Annotated in this window: 17 protein-coding genes and 1 pseudogene; 3 read left to right on the forward strand and 15 right to left on the reverse strand. The window is 42.2% G+C overall.

Annotation, left to right across the window (positions count from 1 at the left end; translation table 11 throughout):
• Positions 1-52 precede the first annotated feature (52 nt).
• The 7 genes from V7K84_RS16670 to V7K84_RS16700 form a co-directional block, all read right to left on the reverse strand.
• A complete protein-coding gene (locus tag V7K84_RS16670) occupies positions 53-1,093 on the reverse strand; it encodes an ABC transporter permease (protein WP_334839593.1) in 1,041 nt (346 codons plus the stop codon).
• A 117-nt stretch (positions 1,094-1,210) separates the two neighbouring features.
• On the reverse strand, positions 1,211-1,393 hold the full coding sequence (locus V7K84_RS16675) for a hypothetical protein (RefSeq protein WP_334839595.1): 183 nt from the start codon (positions 1,391-1,393) through the stop codon (positions 1,211-1,213).
• A gap of 1 nt (position 1,394) precedes the next feature.
• Positions 1,395-1,961 (reverse strand): zeta toxin family protein, encoded by a 567-nt coding sequence (locus tag V7K84_RS16680; protein WP_334839597.1) that lies wholly within the window; start codon positions 1,959-1,961, stop codon positions 1,395-1,397.
• Position 1,962: 1 nt separating this feature from the next.
• On the reverse strand, positions 1,963-3,435 hold the full coding sequence (locus V7K84_RS16685; protein ID WP_334839676.1) for an ABC transporter ATP-binding protein: 1,473 nt from the start codon (positions 3,433-3,435) through the stop codon (positions 1,963-1,965).
• 257 nt (positions 3,436-3,692) lie between these two features.
• Complete coding sequence (locus V7K84_RS16690; RefSeq protein WP_334839599.1) at positions 3,693-4,748, reverse strand: BMP family protein; 1,056 nt, start codon at positions 4,746-4,748, stop codon at positions 3,693-3,695.
• Between the two features lie 161 nt (positions 4,749-4,909).
• Entirely contained in the window at positions 4,910-5,305 is a 396-nt protein-coding gene (locus V7K84_RS16695; protein ID WP_334839601.1) for a hypothetical protein, read from the reverse strand.
• An 85-nt stretch (positions 5,306-5,390) separates the two neighbouring features.
• Positions 5,391-5,696 carry a hypothetical protein gene (locus tag V7K84_RS16700; RefSeq protein ID WP_334839603.1) on the reverse strand — a complete coding sequence of 102 codons (306 nt, stop codon included), beginning with the start codon at positions 5,694-5,696 and terminating at the stop codon, positions 5,391-5,393.
• 263 nt (positions 5,697-5,959) lie between these two features.
• Between V7K84_RS16700 and V7K84_RS16705 the strand changes: the two genes are divergently transcribed.
• On the forward strand, positions 5,960-6,187 hold the full coding sequence (locus V7K84_RS16705) for an antitoxin (RefSeq protein WP_334839605.1): 228 nt from the start codon (positions 5,960-5,962) through the stop codon (positions 6,185-6,187).
• Positions 6,188-6,589 (forward strand): type II toxin-antitoxin system tRNA(fMet)-specific endonuclease VapC, encoded by a 402-nt coding sequence (gene vapC / locus V7K84_RS16710; RefSeq protein WP_334839607.1) that lies wholly within the window; start codon positions 6,188-6,190, stop codon positions 6,587-6,589.
• Between the two features lie 252 nt (positions 6,590-6,841).
• Here the strand turns inward: vapC and V7K84_RS16715 are convergent.
• Positions 6,842-7,228: pseudogene (locus V7K84_RS16715) on the reverse strand (Clp protease N-terminal domain-containing protein); the annotation flags it as partial.
• A 237-nt stretch (positions 7,229-7,465) separates the two neighbouring features.
• Positions 7,466-8,284 (reverse strand): SDR family NAD(P)-dependent oxidoreductase, encoded by an 819-nt coding sequence (locus V7K84_RS16720; protein ID WP_334839609.1) that lies wholly within the window; start codon positions 8,282-8,284, stop codon positions 7,466-7,468.
• Between the two features lie 275 nt (positions 8,285-8,559).
• Between V7K84_RS16720 and V7K84_RS16730 the strand changes: the two genes are divergently transcribed.
• On the forward strand, positions 8,560-8,943 hold the full coding sequence (locus tag V7K84_RS16730; RefSeq protein WP_334839613.1) for a nuclear transport factor 2 family protein: 384 nt from the start codon (positions 8,560-8,562) through the stop codon (positions 8,941-8,943).
• A gap of 50 nt (positions 8,944-8,993) precedes the next feature.
• On the opposite strand, the gene V7K84_RS16735 is transcribed toward V7K84_RS16730, so the two are convergent.
• The 6 genes from V7K84_RS16735 to V7K84_RS16760 form a co-directional block, all read right to left on the reverse strand.
• On the reverse strand, positions 8,994-9,233 hold the full coding sequence (locus tag V7K84_RS16735) for a hypothetical protein (protein WP_334839615.1): 240 nt from the start codon (positions 9,231-9,233) through the stop codon (positions 8,994-8,996).
• A 12-nt stretch (positions 9,234-9,245) separates the two neighbouring features.
• Positions 9,246-11,309: a hypothetical protein gene (locus tag V7K84_RS16740; RefSeq protein ID WP_334839617.1), complete on the reverse strand. Its 2,064-nt coding sequence runs from the start codon at positions 11,307-11,309 to the stop codon at positions 9,246-9,248.
• A gap of 26 nt (positions 11,310-11,335) precedes the next feature.
• Positions 11,336-12,166: an alpha/beta hydrolase gene (locus tag V7K84_RS16745; RefSeq protein ID WP_334839619.1), complete on the reverse strand. Its 831-nt coding sequence runs from the start codon at positions 12,164-12,166 to the stop codon at positions 11,336-11,338.
• Positions 12,167-12,321: 155 nt separating this feature from the next.
• The gene (locus V7K84_RS16750) at positions 12,322-13,323 is read right to left on the reverse strand and encodes an SDR family oxidoreductase (protein WP_334839621.1); all 1,002 of its coding nucleotides are present in this window, start codon (positions 13,321-13,323) and stop codon (positions 12,322-12,324) included.
• A gap of 16 nt (positions 13,324-13,339) precedes the next feature.
• On the reverse strand, positions 13,340-13,876 hold the full coding sequence (locus tag V7K84_RS16755) for a vitamin K epoxide reductase family protein (protein ID WP_100897020.1): 537 nt from the start codon (positions 13,874-13,876) through the stop codon (positions 13,340-13,342).
• Positions 13,877-14,011: 135 nt separating this feature from the next.
• The gene (locus V7K84_RS16760) at positions 14,012-14,278 is read right to left on the reverse strand and encodes a DUF4383 domain-containing protein (protein WP_334839626.1); all 267 of its coding nucleotides are present in this window, start codon (positions 14,276-14,278) and stop codon (positions 14,012-14,014) included.
• Positions 14,279-15,322 lie beyond the last annotated feature (1,044 nt).

A 15,322-nucleotide genomic window follows, 5' to 3' on the forward strand; every position in this document is an offset into this window, starting at 1 on the left:
TTCGCGGAGGGAAGCGCAAAGTATCGCAGAGTTTTCTTTGTGTTCCTTTGCGTTAAACCTTTGCGTCCCTTTGCGTTTTTACTCTTATTTCTCTTTCAATTGCGAAACTGATAGCAATAAATAACACCATAAACCCCTGAATTGCGTAAACTACAGTTACTGACACACCTGCACTACGCTGCATCACATTTGCACCACTGCGAAGGGCTGCAAAAAACAAAGAAGTCAAGACTACACCGATAACACTACCACGACTTAAAAAAGCGATCGCAATGGCATCAAATCCATAGCCTGGCGAAACTTGTTCAAATAGCCGATATTTCAACCCCATCACTTCACAACTCCCAGCCAACCCAGCTAAACCACCCGCAGCAGCCATCACTAGCATAATGGTACGTTCAACAGATATGTGGGCATAACGGGCGGCAATCGGGTTAAATCCCACTGCCGTAATTTGATAACCTAGAGGCGATCGCACTAACAATACCCATAAAATACCTGCGGCAATTAAACCGAATAAAATCCCAGCATGGGCGAGGCTTTGCGGTAAAATAATTGGCAAACGCGATGTTTTAGCAATTAATGGCGAATAAGGACTAGGCGCACCTGTTGCCATTAATGGATTTTGTACGAGGTAGCTAACTAAATTCACGGCGATATAGTTGAGCAATAATGTAGTAATTACCTCATTCACTCCGCGCATGGCTTTGAGATAACCAGGAATCCCACCCCAAACTGCACCAAAAACAAATCCTGCCAAAAGCGCTAAGGGGATATGAATCACCGCAGGTAATCCTTGCACATATAACCCAATTAAAGTACTTCCCAACGCACCCAGATAAATTTGTCCTTCTCCACCGATATTAAATTGCCCAGCCCGCAATGCTACTAACACGCCTAAACTAGCGAATAATAGCGGTGTCATTTTGGTGAGGGTGTTACCAAATCCAAAGTAGGTAGAGAGAGATTCTTGAAATAGGATGCTGTATGCGGTGATGGGATTTGCCCCAGCAATTAGCATGAGGATAGCACCGACAATGAGGGCAGAGGTAATCGCAATGAGCGGTGATAGGATTGGTAACAGAAATTTCATGCGATTAGTTGCGATCGTTAGGTTTGGAGATATGATTTCCTATGCAGCTCATTAACTCCTCAAAGCTGAATCAAATTGAACAATTTATAAACATAATTTTTAGTTTTAAGTTTTGTTCTAACTGTTCTGCTGATTTTGAATCGCTGTAATTTCATCAGGCGTTAAAGTTACAACCTTTCCTTCCCGCATAATACTAATCGATTGACCAAGCTTACGATGTCGTTCTATTGCTGCTGCAATTGCTGCTTTGACTCCAACATCAATTTTGCAATGTAACTTTTTCATTTCTTCTTCAGTCATTTCATACCTCTATAATTTGGTTCCAAATCTCATTTATATAAATAATAGGCTGTTGATGAATAATGCGTTCAGCAACGAAAAGGGGAAACGATCTAGAGTTATCATAGATCATCCAACCATCGCACATAGGTAAGTATAAAGAAATCAAGTTCTTTCGCCCTCGTTGATAGCGTCTACGAATAACATCTTCTGGAATCGAGTGTCCACCACTAGCAACCCTTACTGCTACTCGTTCTACTGCCAAGTCAACGCTTTGTAACCAAAAGTATATTAAGTTAATTGTGTAGCCTTTTGCTCTACAATCAATAATAAAAGGTGCAAAACTTCTAGCTGCTAGCGTAGTTTCAAAAGCAAAATCACTACCTGAATTAGATAACGTCCGCAGTCGCGTAATCATTAATCTTCCTGCTTCTATAGCCATTGAATCGGGATTTAATGGAGATAGTCCAGCAGCAATAGCATCTGCATTTACGTACTCAAAGCAGTCTAGAAAATTTGGTAATAAACTCATTGAAACAGTAGTTTTTCCTGAACCATTTGCACCACCAATGATATAAAGACTCGGCATTTTACTCTCTGGGTGTTCCCCCAGCCATCAACAAACCAACTTCTTCCACCTTCGCCGTGGCTGCATCCAAAATAGCCACAAACTCACCTCTGTAGATTACAGCAATGCGATCGCTCATTGCCATCACTTCTTCTAACTCAGTAGAAATATACAAAATTGCCGCACCGCGATCGCGTTCTGTTAAGATTCGAGACTGGACGGCTATTGTCGCCCCGACATCTAACCCCCTTGTGGGTTGCATGGCGATAATTAAAGCTGGTGTTTGCGCCAGTTCTCGCGCTAACACCACTTTTTGTTGATTTCCTCCCGAAAGCTGACTTACCTTGATATCAATCCCATTCGCCCGAATGTCAAACTCTTGCATTGCAGCTTGGGCACGATTAGCGATCGCTTCTTGTTGTAACAAAAAACGGCGACAAAATGGTAGATATTTAAAGGCTTTTAAAATCAAATTTTGAGCGATGCTAAATTGCAACACCAATCCCATTGTCTGCCTATCTTCTGGGATGTAGCCCACTGAGGAATCCTTGGGCGTAAACTCAATTTTACCCTGCTTAATAGTCCGCACAAAAGCAATGGCATCAGCTAATTCTCGCTGTCCATTGCCATCGACACCAGCAATTCCTAAAATTTCTCCCGCCCGCAGTTCAAAAGAGACATTATTTACAGCAAGAATATTTCTTTCATCAGCAACTTGTAAATTTTGCACCGATAGGATGATTTCTCCTGGTAATGTAGGACTTTTATTTAACTGTAAAGCTACTTCCCGTCCTACCATTAATGTTGCTAACTGCTGAGGTGTTGCTGCTTTAGTTGATGTTGTTGCTACTACCTTCCCCTGGCGCAAAACTGTGACTGAATCACAGAGATTCATTACCTCTTCTAATTTATGACTGATAAAAATGATTGTGTTACCTGCGGCTGCCAATTGGCGCAAGATGGCAATTAATGATTCTACTTCTGGCGGTGTCAAAACTGCTGTAGGTTCATCAAGAATCAACAACTTTGCTCGACGGTAGAGAACTTTGAGAATTTCTACCCGTTGTTGTGCCCCAACAGATAAATTTTCAACTTTGGCAGTGGGGTCAATTTCTAATCCATAAGTTTGGGATAAAGCGGCGATTTCTTGCTGTTTATCTTGTAGATTCAGCCGCCAGGTTTTATCCATTCCTAAGATGATATTTTCTGTGACAGTCAATTTCGGTACAAGCATGAAGTGTTGGTAAATCATGCCAATCCCTAATTTAATTGCCTCATTTGGTGAAGTGATTTTGATTGGTTGTTCTTGGAGATAAATCTCGCCAGCATCAGGTTGATAGAGTCCACTAATAATATTCATTAAAGTACTCTTACCCGCGCCATTTTCGCCTAGTATTGCATGAATGGTTCCAGATGCAACAGAGAGATTGATATTGTCGTTAGCGGTAAAAGACCCAAAGCATTTGGTAATATTGTTTAAGCGTAAATAGTTCATGTTCACAAAGCTGATAGCTTGTTGAGGACTGTAGTATACTTCTTGCAAAAGTCTCTAACACCCCACCCCTTGGTAAAGCTAAGGTGTACACACAAGTCAGATCCAGTTTTACCCCAATACGCCGGGGATAAGCCAAAAAGCCCCCATTGTAGAGACGCGATGAATCGCGTCTAAAATACTGGCGCATTAGACAGACGCGATAAATCGCCGTCTCTACAAAGACAATTATTCCTGTTTTCTAATCTAGTCTGCTAAACCTACGTGATTGCTTTCTTCACGCAGCGCGTATCCTTCCCAGCCTCTTTACAGTCTTCAAAAACGATTTTTTTATTAACAATCTCTTGCTTTGTATTCAATACCTTTTGCTTTACTACTTCCGGTATGATTGCTCCAAATTTACCTAAAAATAAGATATCTGTTCTTTCTAACCCAATTGTATATATTTGTCCTTTGATTTTTTTTTGTTTAGCTAATTCTGCTATATAACCTATGGCTAAATCTAAGCGTTTGACAGCACTGGTTAAAACAGCTTTTGGTGCAACGTCTAATTGATCCTTAGTGTTACCAAAAGCATATACTCCCTTTTCACCTGCTGTTTGTAAAACTGCGGCTGAAGCATTATCTAACCATTGATAGATGACATCAGCACCAGAAGAAATTAATGCCAGAGTTGCTTCCTTCGCTTTTGAAACATCATTCCAATCACCTGTAAAAGTAGAAGTAATTTGGATATTTGGTTTAACAGACTTTGCCCCTAATTCAAATCCCCGCACTTCTCCCTCGGTAGCGGGAAACTTCTCTCCAGCAATATAAGCTAATTTATTAGATTTAGTCACAGAAGCACCGATAATGCCACACAAATAACTAGCTTGTAGGTGATCTATTCGTAAAGAAGCAATATTCTCACCCTTGAGATTACCATTGACTCCGACAAAAAACGTGTTGGGAAATTGTGAAGCCACTTGTTCAATTGCGGCATCAAATTGTCCGCCATGCGCGAAGATGAGATTGTAGCCTTTACGAGCAAAATCTGTTAATACTTCTGTTTGATCTGCTTGTGCTACTTTTTCGACATAGGCGGTTTCTGCACCTAGCTTTTGTTTTGCTAAATTGATTCCTTCATAACCAGATTGATTCCAGCCTTTATCGGTAATCGTGCCAGGGAGAGCGATCGCTATTTTAAACCCTTCAGTACCACCCGTTGTTGTCGCTGTTGGTCTCGTCTGATTACTGCAAGCTTGCAACAGTAAGGTGGTACCAAACCCTGCTGAACCGAGCAAGATAAATTCACGCCGACTAAAGTTTGTTGTCATATCTCGCCTTCAGATAGCTATTTGAGTTATTTCAACACTCTAAAGTCGGAGGTGGTATTTTGGAAACAATTTTTCCCGGATTTATTAAAGACGCGATAAATCGCCGTCTCTACAAGAATCAGTCTTTTGTAGAGACGGCGATTCATCGCGTCTATTGCATTTTATGCAGTTTTAGCATTTTCATCAGATACTTGTTCTGCAACATTTTTCAAGCGACTCGACCTGATTTTGCGGATGCGATCGCTATAGCGAACACCACCCGCCATTTCATATTCGCGGCTGTCTTTGCCGTACTTGATTGCAACCACCATCAGCATTTTTTCAGAAAGCTGACTCAACTTTTTTTCCATCTCTTCAATTTCAGTTTTAGAAGAGTCAACTACAGACAGAGCAGTATTATAAACATCAATTTTGTTGCGTAACAGGTCGATTGACTCAACTAATTTTTCTAGACTATAATCTTCATCAAATTTGATGCTTGGAACAATCGATTTTAGCCCAGCCGATCTTAACTGAGCTTTTTCTAAAGTACGGGATGTGCGTTTTTTACGAGACATAAAATTACTCCTTTAAGATGCTGCTAAAGCTAGCTTGCCTCAGTTAAACTACATTCCGGTTCAGTAAAACTCGCAATTTTTTTTACTAAATTTTTTGATTGATAACAGTAATTTTTCGGAAGTTAATTACTAGATATTGGTATTTATAAGCTCCCATAAGTTCTGTAGCTACTCTTATAAGTTCTGTAGCTACTCCCATAAGTTCTGTAGCTGCTCCCGTAAGTTCTGTAGCTGCTCCCGTAAGTTCTGTAGCTGCTCCCGTAAGTTCTGTAGCTGCTCCCATAAGTTCTGTAGCTGCTCCCATAAGTTCTGTAGCTGCTCCCATAAGTTCTGTAGCTGCTCCCATAAGTTCTGTAGCTGCTCCCGTAAGTTGGGGAGTGCATAAACGCAAAGCTGGCTTGTTAATGAATATTCGTGCGTAGGCAAAACTTTTGTAAGCGATCGCTTAGTATTTTGTAGAAAAGACTGATGCGATCGCAGGTTAGGCAAATCCAATTGTTGTGTTGTACCCCATAAGGCTAAAGTTTATCGCCTGTATATGGATGAGGATTTTACCACACATTCTCTAGTTCTGGCTCTGCAAAATCGTGGTGTAGATGTGATTACAAGTTATAGTTTAACGATAAGCAACGGCAACAGAATAAACGCAATATCATGAACACCGCTAAACTTAGCACTGATGGGACTCACCAAGTTGTTATTTTGCCCGAAGATTTTAAACTCACTGGCACAGAAGTTTATATTAAAAAAATTGGTAACGCTATTGTTCTTATTGCCAAAGATAACCCCTGGCAATCTCTCATCGAGAGTTTAGACAATTTTTCCGATGATTTTATGATTACTAGAGATCAGCCACTCATCGACACCAGAGAGAGTTTGTAAATGCAATACCTGCTTGATACCAATATCTGCATTTATCTCATCAAGCAAAAACCCCAAAAAGTGCTGGATAAATTTCAAACCCTTAGCATTTCTGATGTGGCTATCTCCTCCATCACAGTCGCCGAACTTGAATATGGAGTAGCCAAAAGCCAACAGCAAGAGAAAAACCGCACCGCGTTGCTACAATTTTTGCTACCTCTAGAAATTGTTGAATTCAATCAAGCATCTGCAACGATTTACGGCAGGATTAGAAGCGATCTGGAAATTAGAGGACTCATCATTGGTGCAATGGATATGCTCATCGCCGCTCATGCTCTAAGTTTACGAGTTACCCTCGTCACCAATAATGTCCGAGAATTCTCTCGCATTCCTACACTGTTATTAGAGAACTGGATTGAGTAGCTTAATGTCTTCCGAGAAATCATTGTAGGCGATGCCTACGACGGTAAACTATGCAGTTTAGAAGAGACAGAGCAATCGCACTTTAATCAACAGTGATAGAATCGTCGGTGAAACACTGTTATTGCAAGTAAAGCGTTCGCGCAGCGTTTCGCTGGCAAAGCCTGTAAAGAAGCGAAGCGAAGCGATCGTAAAGGTGTTGGGATTGCTGTATTTGGTTTATGTAGATTGTATATTTTCGCTTTCAGATAAGTGAATCGTATGCAAAACTTGTTCTCTTAAGTTCTGTAAATTAATACCCAAGTTCTCCAAAACCCTTACTGCTACGCCTTCTTCTAATCTAATAGAACCTAAAAGCAGGTGGCCAGTACTAATATAAACGTGATTAAGTGCCCTAGCTTCTTTTAAAGATAACTCTAAGACTCTTTTTGCACGTGGTGTAAAGGGAATTTCTACTGGTGTAAAACCACTGCCACGTCCAATAATTTTTTCTACTTCTGTACGGGTATCTGCCAGCTTAATACCCTTCAATTTCAGCACTTGAGCAGCAACACCAGTTCCTTCTCCAATCAGTCCTAAAAGTATTTGTTCTGTACCAACAAAATGATGACCAAGACGGCGCGTTTCTTCCTGCGCTAACATTATCGACTTAATCGCTTTCTCTGTAAAACGTTCAAATAAACCTTCGTCTTTGTACTCTGTCTGTTCAGCTAGTTTTATTTCTGTAGATTTAATATCTACTAATTGATTTTTTGCTTCTTTCTGTATTAAAGTCTCAGCAGATTTTCGGTGTGGAGATTCAGATTGTTTGATTGTGTCTTTCCCTATGCCTATCGGCACTTCAATCAGATCAATATCCTCATCTCTAAAAGAGAAGAACTAAGTTCGTTCTTCCATGCCAAAGATACGCCGAAAAACTGACTGCATCAAACTAGGAGACAAGTGATAAACTGCTTTCCAAAGGTTTGTTGTGCCTACCATGACATCAGAACGCCGATCCTTTACTGCTTCCCAAATTGATTTTGCTACATCTTCAGGCTTTTCTAGTACAGGAGTTTGAATTGCTTTATCTACCAACTCAGAACGCGCTTCGGCAGTTTCCTCGTTCTTACCGCGAAAAATTGCCCGTTCCATCAGTTGAGTAGTGATAAAACTGGGATAAATCCCGCTAACGTGAATCCCTTTAGGTGATAACTCTGCGTGTAGCGATTTTGTCAACCCAGTGATGGCATATTTAGCAGTTGTGTAAGGAATTTGGTAAGGAATCGGTTCTATACCACCAATAGAACTGACGTTAACAATGGTTCCTTTGCGACGCTCTAAGAAATGGGGCAGGATGGCATTAATAGTATGGATGTAGCCCCACAAATTGGTATCAATTATCTGATGCCAATCATCTAAGCTAAAATCCTCGACGGGCCCTAAGCAAAAGATACCTGCATTATTAATTAATACGTCTATGTGACCAAAATGAGCAATCGCCTTCTGGATCAAGTTGTTTACTTGTAAAGGATCTTTGACATCGCAAGAAATAGCGATCGCTTCTCGTCCAAGTTCCCGTATCTGTGCAGCAGTAGCTTCTAAACGGTCAAGTTGACGAGCTGCCAACACAACATCATAATTGTGACGGGCAAATAATAATGCTGTAGCTTTGCCAATTCCTTGCGATGCGCCTGTAATAATTACTGTATTTCTCATAACTCAGTTGCTTTTTCTTCTGCGTCTTAGAGGTTGTTTTAAAAATGGTACATAAGGTATCCAATACTTTAAATCCTCCTTTTTCAGGAGGATTTTGAGAAGCTTATATTGGTATTGAGCCGAGATGCGAATAAAATTTATGCCTGGCGGACACTACTAACTCGCCACAGCGATCGCAATTAGCGCGTAGTTGTGTCCCGCAAAGATAACAATACTTAGCTTTAACGGTATAATAAATTGTTAGGCCCTGCTGCATCTCCTTCACCATAGCTTTTATGTCAGATCAACCTGCACCAGAAATCGAACTGCTCCGTGCGGCTTATGCGGCCTTCAACGCGCGAGACATCGACGCTGCTCTTGCCCTCATGACTCCAGACGTGGTTTGGCCGAAAGCGTTCAAAGGCGGTTTTGTCCGTGGGCCTGAAGAAGTTCGCGCTTACTGGACGGAGCAATGGAGCGAGATCAATCCGCAGGTGGAGCCGGTTTCCTTTTACTCGGAGGAGGCCGGACACATTTTGGTCGATGTGCATCAGGTCGTGCGTGACTTAGTTGGAGCAGTTCTTGCCGATGAACATGTGGGCCATCGATTCACCCTGCAACACGGCTTGATTCAAGCTATGGAAGTCTGTCCACTTCCATCGTCCACCCCAAAGGCCTAACCACGCGCAAAGAGCGACAGGGCATTGAGCCGATTAATCAACAACGCCAATTATTGCTGCGTTCTAATTTCCTTGAGTAACGCCTCATCAGAATATTCTTCTTCCCATTTACCCTGTAGCTTCAGCCGTACAGACTGTGCGCCGCCACTAGGAGTACAGACAACCCAGTAAGTATTTGGTTCTCCTTCGACTTCAGCTGCATCTTCAGCTTTTGAGATATCAGAAAGACCTGAAAATGCTTGAATACAAGTCCATGTAATTCCATCTGAATCTTGAATTTCTCTTTCCATGCCTGTTTTTAGTTAACGTGAACTGGGTAAAATTTCTGGTTGATCATCCAAACTGAGGAGGAATTGAATTAAATCTGTCTGCTCTTGAGTGGTAAAACCAGCTTCTGCATCTACCCAATAAGCATGTCCTCTGCCGTCTACATTCGATTTTTGCAAATCTGGATTAGCTTGGTTAGCTGCAACCATTGTCTCACGAAGATCGCGATCAACTAACACCCGTAAGCTTGCTTGTGGATCGGGTAAAATATTTTGCATTAATGTGCCAGCTATACCAAGTTGCTCAGGATTTGCCACTACAAATTGTCCGTCCTGTTCATCTTGCTTTAATGCTGAGGCACTAGCAGCCACACCACCATCATGTAAATAAGGCGCAGTTAGATACAACCCAATCAAGCTTGGTACTTTATAACCACCAACTGGGTTGTTCATCCCAAAAGCTAACTGTTGTGCTTTTTGTGGCGTAATATTTGTAGGAACTTCTAATACCGGGGGATTAGACGGCAAGGGAACAGAGACACTGTTGGGGTAGGTTAGGGGTGTGGTGAAGTTCTTAGCAAATGGTGCTAATGTCGGGGCGCGTGATGGTTGAGTTCCAATCTCGTTTTGAGCAATGACATCATGATTGGTAAAGTAGCGTCCACTATGACAGTCTATGCAGCCAGCACGAGTAAATACAGCTGCTCCCTTTTCTAGAGAAGCAACATCACTAACTTGAATAGGTGGTGGTGCTAGAGTATTTTGCCAAGCAGACATCGCATTCAGCTGTTCGCCAACGGGGAAGCCAGGGGAAGATGCCATTAAACCATCTAACATAAACGGCGAACCTTTGGGATATCCAGGCATCCGAATCACTTCATTAATTGCAGGTTCCCCAGGAGTGGGATCGATTTTGTCGAAAAATTCTGATGGTTTTGCACCTTCAGGGAATCTAAAAGCTGGATTTGCAGCATTTTGTAGAATCACGCCTAAATAAGTTTCTTGATCAATTCCTAATAAAGCTTGACTCCCATCAGCGCCATTTGTCGCGTCTGAATTAGTGGCGTGGACGTTGCTATTTAAAGTAGTCAAACCGTGAAACCAACCAATTGCTGAATGACCACTCCAACCATAAGGCCAGGCATCAAAAGTATAAGATGAAGGAATTTGTGAGGGATTGTTTACTAGAGTGCCAGTGGAATCAAAGCTTCCGGGCGGCCAAGTTAGGAGTTTTGCATCGACTGCATCTTCTAAAGTTTTAGCATCTGGTAAGCGGGATTCTTTACCGTCAGCGTTAATGTAAGTATGCTCTCCCGCCGGAATTTGAGTAGGATTAACATCTGTTTGGCGAAACATAGCTGCGGAATTAGTGGCGAATGCTAGAACCAAACCTGTATTAACGTCATTGTTTGGTGCGCCTTCCAAGATGCGTCCAGTCTTATTGTCAAGTGTGGCGTGACATAAAGCACAGGTAATACCAAATCTCAACTTACCTTTAGTGAGACTGGCACGCATACCCAGTGGTACAAGGGAATTTGCAGGTACGTCTAACCCTGTATTTAACAGTGTGCCAGCTTTAAAAGTGCGTCCACCGATTGTTACATCTTCATTTATAGGAATTCGGAGATTCGTTGTGTGCTTCCCGCCAAGTTTAGCGATCGCCTGACCGACGGTTATCATATTAATCGGCCCGTTCAGCGCCCCAACTACATCAGTTTGGAAAATTTCATTACCAAAAGTTTCCGAGTAAAAAGCATCCCGCCCCAGTTTTAAGGTTTCTTCAGTAACAGCAAATGCCCCATTTTCAGGGGATAGTTGTTTGCGCCCATCTTCTGTATTTAGTAAACGTGTTGCAACTTCATTATTAATCGCGTATCCCAAAACATCATAAGAACCAACTTCTTGAGGTGCAGCTTGGGTAACAGGTGTAAAAGTTTTATCTAAACTAGGAGTTTTACCTAAAACAAATTCTAGTCTGTAGCCGAAGAAGCTAATAAAAACAACTAAAAATAACAGTATGCCAATAGTTCCCCATCTATTTTTTTGAGGTTCAACTTTAGGAGGATTGGAATCTCTAGCGATACGCGGCTCAGTTTTCATAATTTTGATGTTACAGATGAAACACTTTATTTATCCGGTGCTGGTTGAGTAAACCACTCCATAGCTTTTTGGGCGATCGCAGTAGGAACTGTATGTAACCCGTTGAATTCGCGGTACTCTAGGTCATAGCCTGCTTGTTTTAACTGCGGCACAATTCGGCGGCTGCACCGTTCAATGGGCAAAACTTTATCCGACTTTCCATGAGAGATGAATATACGCGGTTTCCCGGATTGGCTAGCAGGAGCCATGAATCCGGGTGAAAAAGCAATAATGTGGTTAAATAGGTCGCCATTGGTAATGCCAACCGAAAGGGCGTAGGAAGCACCATCAGAGAAACCAGCGATCGCTACTTGGTTCGGAGCGATCGCATAATGACTGAAAGTTTGTGCTAATGCGCGATCGATAAAGGCAATATCAGGGCCATAGCCACCCCGAATAATATCCCAAGTTTGTTGGCGTGAGTCTACTGCCAACAGAATTGTCCCAAAGCCATTTGCCAGATGATGGAGGATTTTTAGCGCACCCTCTGCATCGCCTCCGGCTCCATGCAATATTAATACCAGTGGAGCGGGCCGATCTGCTCGATAGGTTTCAGGTACATAGACAAAACCATCTCGCTGCCCATCCAGCCCTAGTGGGTGTAACCCGGTCAAAGCGGTTGTTGTGGGGCGAGTTGGGCGGGACAATAACTGTCCTTCAGTAGCTCTAGAATCAACTTGCTTTGAGCTTTCCATAACTAATAAGTTCCGCTTTTGGCAATTGGATAGTTGAGAGGCAGCGAGCGGTAAAATCATCTCTGCTAGCCCGAACTGGAGTAGTTGTCGTCGTGTCCAGTCAGGAGGATTGTTTTGTGTCATTGCGATCGCCTCAATCAGCAATTAACTGACACTACACCGGAGGATTTAAAACGAACCGCAGAGGCACAGAGAACACAGAGAGAAAGAGAGAAAGATTCTAAAACTTTGCTGGGTTTATGCTAAGAAAATCAAGCTCTTTTCTTCCCCTGCTCCCCTTAAGTATTGCCGGCATAGCTAGCTAATACTGCTACTCCCAAGGTGAAGACTATACCCCACTTTATTTTTGGATGAGTTTCTAACCAGGTAGAGATGCTCGGCTGTGTCTTTTTGCTAAAATCCCCCTCAACGCGATCAAAGTCTGAGATAGGCTCAAATAGATTGTCTGGAGCATCTTCTGGCTTTGATTCTGTTGTCTTCTGTAACTTAAAACCAGCTTGTAGTAGCAAAGTATCCATCAAGCGCGGTGATAACCGTTGGGTGAAATCCATCACTTGCCCAGCATCGCCAACGATAATGTCACGGGTTGGATGTTCAGCAACATAAACAATACTGTCCGCAACAGCCTGCGGTTCATATATTGGTGGCAAACCTTGTGGTTTAACGCCAAGCTTAGTGCGGGATTTGTTAAACAACGGAGTATTAATCGAGGCTGGCATCACATTAGTGACGTTGATAGGCACTTTTTCGTGGATCAATTCAATCCGCAAAGCTTCTAGAAAGCCATCTATTCCATGTTTGGATGCAGCGTAAGCACTATGAAATGGCAATGAACGCTTGGCTTCCACTGAAGAAACATGAATTAGCGATCCTCGGCCTTCGCGTTTAAGATGAGGTAATGCCGCCATTGCCCCGTGTACCTGTCCGATCAAATTGACATCGATAATGCGTTTAAATTCTTCTGGCGTTGTTTGCTCAAAAGTTGCATAGAGATTGACAGCAGCGCAGTGTACCCAGGTATCCAGCCTTCCGTAAATTTGAATTGCCCGATCTGCGATCGCCTTGACTTGCTCAAACTCGGATACATCGGCAGCTACGGCAACAGCTTTACCGCCCATCTGGGAGATTTCATCGACTAAGGACTCTAGTCCTGGTTGACTGCGAGCAGATACAACTAACGATGCACCCCGTTTAGCAAACTCTAAAGCCGTTTTCCTACCAATGCCACTGGAAGCTCCTACAACTGCAACAACCTGCTGATTTATTGGTTTGAGTTGCATTGCTTTACTCCTTTGATTACTGCGTACTGTTGCTTGCTGCGATGTTTTTGTCAGGTTTTCCCCGAAGGGTGCGAATAGCAGCAAGAATTTCGGGGACTGCAAGCACTAACGACGCGATAGAACAGACTGTTGCAACTTGGCAGTACTCACAAAAAGCTTTGTTCTCGCTCCATTCTTCCTGAGCTAACTTGGCAGAAACCGCAGTGTCTAACACGAGCTTAACGCCCATTGCAATTGGTATAAAAGGATTACGCCGGGCGCGATCCAGCCCTCCGGCGGCAGCCAGCCAGGCAGTGAGCGCATAAGTAACTACCATGATTGGCCCATCGGGTGAGTTAAATCGGCTGTAAGCGTAGTTAGATGCATCAACTCGATCTGCATCAAATATGGGGATTGGCGGATCGGGGAGGTGGTTAACAATCCCTGTTTGGTAGAGCGTCACAAGTTGTCCCATTGAACCCCCAAGCATAGACAAGCCAATAATCGCTCGTCTCCGGCTCATGTGAGGGTCTTTTCCTTGACGCAGTTCTTGACTCAGTTGTTTTGCATCCATAAACTTCAATTTTTGCTTAATTAATCTCTATTGAATAGATACATCAGCCATGCACGGGAGGTTTTAGCGGGTTGGGAGAAGATTGACAGCAAAAATTATTTTTCTGCCACCAAATCTTATTGGAAATAAGAAGAGTTAAATATTTTCCGCTACATTAACGCCCTTGACTTTAGCTGGTATAACAAGGCTGTAATAAGCAGCTGCGATCGCTGCTAATGTATTGAGCAAGACATTGTAACCAAACAATGGCATTAAGCCGAGAAATGTCTTACCCGAGGGCAACAATCCTATGACAGCCACAAGGCAAAAGAAATTAGCACTGCTGTAACAAGTAATTCCAAAAAATCCTACGGCGCAGCGTACAAGGTTATACAAAAAGTTGGTGGTAATTGCACCAAACATATAACCAAAACCCGCAGAATAAGCGCCAGTAGATTCATCAATTGGAATAAGAGATTTGCTCGTTACTGGTAATCAAACTAAAGCTGGTATAAAGCCAAATCAACCTATAAATAAGCAAATTCGATAACCAAAGCAATGTAACGCTCTGTCATCTTTGCAGCGTTGATATTTTCGATTACTGTCAATCATTGTAATTCTATTAGTTAATACTGAGATACTTAAGGTTTTAACCCAAAAAAAACTTTTTATAATCTATCAGAAGTTTCAGCGTTAAATTAAGCTTTGTACACCTAGAGTAATAAATTAAGATATTAGCCCCGCTGAGTTTTGGCAAATTAAATCATTACTCTGCCTACATACAGCCTTTGGTGTAAGCATCAAGGGACTTGCATACAGGTTTAGGTTAAATACTGGACACAGGCACAACTATCGATTTTGAACTTGGTTATTTGCTTGAATAATTACTAAATGATAGTAGTGTTTTTCATTTGTATCATTAATCACATATAAACTTAACTTGGACGTTATTTATATATGCCCTCAAATACTCCATAGGTAGAGGCAAAGACTTATTGATAGAATTAGTTTTGATAAAAGCAGATAAAAAAGTTACTCGCCTCTAACTACACTCTATATTAGAGGCTTTCTCATAATTCGATTTTCCAAAGCAATGGAAGACTTCAAATTATATTGGGTTCGTGAATAATTAACTGAATTAGCTCACATTTTAGTTGGCAGATTGAGCAATTAGATCGCAAAAATTAATATTAACGTGAGTTCGACGGCTCATATTATGTCCGTATAATTAGTTATGATTTCCACAGTCATTGCACCCCACCCCCAGCCCCTCCCCGCCCGCGGGGAGGGGAGACGAAGCGTAGCTTTGGCGGGGTGGGGTTCTTGGGGTTTAATAAGTAATCTAACGGACATGATATCATATAGTGTTTGTCTAAATTAGCTGAATAAAAAGACCTCTCCCTGGTTTTACTACGCAAAACCGTCCCTCTCCGACTCGGAGAGGGACAGACTTGAACTTTAGTTCAA

The organism is Nostoc sp., from assembly GCF_036917315.1.
Taxonomy (GTDB): Bacteria; Cyanobacteriota; Cyanobacteriia; order Cyanobacteriales; family Nostocaceae; genus Nostoc.

Bases quoted from the DNA above. Each gene is read 5' to 3' on its own strand.
- V7K84_RS16670 (WP_334839593.1), bottom strand. From the start codon at position 1,093: ATGAAATTTCTGTTACCAATCCTATCACCGCTCATTGCGATTACCTCT.
- V7K84_RS16675 (WP_334839595.1), bottom strand. From the start codon at position 1,393: ATGACTGAAGAAGAAATGAAAAAGTTACATTGCAAAATTGATGTTGGA.
- V7K84_RS16680 (WP_334839597.1), bottom strand. From the start codon at position 1,961: ATGCCGAGTCTTTATATCATTGGTGGTGCAAATGGTTCAGGAAAAACT.
- V7K84_RS16685 (WP_334839676.1), bottom strand. From the start codon at position 3,435: ATGAACTATTTACGCTTAAACAATATTACCAAATGCTTTGGGTCTTTT.
- V7K84_RS16690 (WP_334839599.1), bottom strand. From the start codon at position 4,748: ATGACAACAAACTTTAGTCGGCGTGAATTTATCTTGCTCGGTTCAGCA.
- V7K84_RS16695 (WP_334839601.1), bottom strand. From the start codon at position 5,305: ATGTCTCGTAAAAAACGCACATCCCGTACTTTAGAAAAAGCTCAGTTA.
- V7K84_RS16705 (WP_334839605.1), top strand. From the start codon at position 5,960: ATGAACACCGCTAAACTTAGCACTGATGGGACTCACCAAGTTGTTATT.
- vapC (WP_334839607.1), top strand. From the start codon at position 6,188: ATGCAATACCTGCTTGATACCAATATCTGCATTTATCTCATCAAGCAA.
- V7K84_RS16720 (WP_334839609.1), bottom strand. From the start codon at position 8,284: ATGAGAAATACAGTAATTATTACAGGCGCATCGCAAGGAATTGGCAAA.
- V7K84_RS16730 (WP_334839613.1), top strand. From the start codon at position 8,560: ATGTCAGATCAACCTGCACCAGAAATCGAACTGCTCCGTGCGGCTTAT.
- V7K84_RS16735 (WP_334839615.1), bottom strand. From the start codon at position 9,233: ATGGAAAGAGAAATTCAAGATTCAGATGGAATTACATGGACTTGTATT.
- V7K84_RS16740 (WP_334839617.1), bottom strand. From the start codon at position 11,309: ATGAAAACTGAGCCGCGTATCGCTAGAGATTCCAATCCTCCTAAAGTT.
- V7K84_RS16745 (WP_334839619.1), bottom strand. From the start codon at position 12,166: ATGACACAAAACAATCCTCCTGACTGGACACGACGACAACTACTCCAG.
- V7K84_RS16750 (WP_334839621.1), bottom strand. From the start codon at position 13,323: ATGCAACTCAAACCAATAAATCAGCAGGTTGTTGCAGTTGTAGGAGCT.
- V7K84_RS16755 (WP_100897020.1), bottom strand. From the start codon at position 13,876: ATGGATGCAAAACAACTGAGTCAAGAACTGCGTCAAGGAAAAGACCCT.
- V7K84_RS16760 (WP_334839626.1), bottom strand. From the start codon at position 14,278: ATGTTTGGTGCAATTACCACCAACTTTTTGTATAACCTTGTACGCTGC.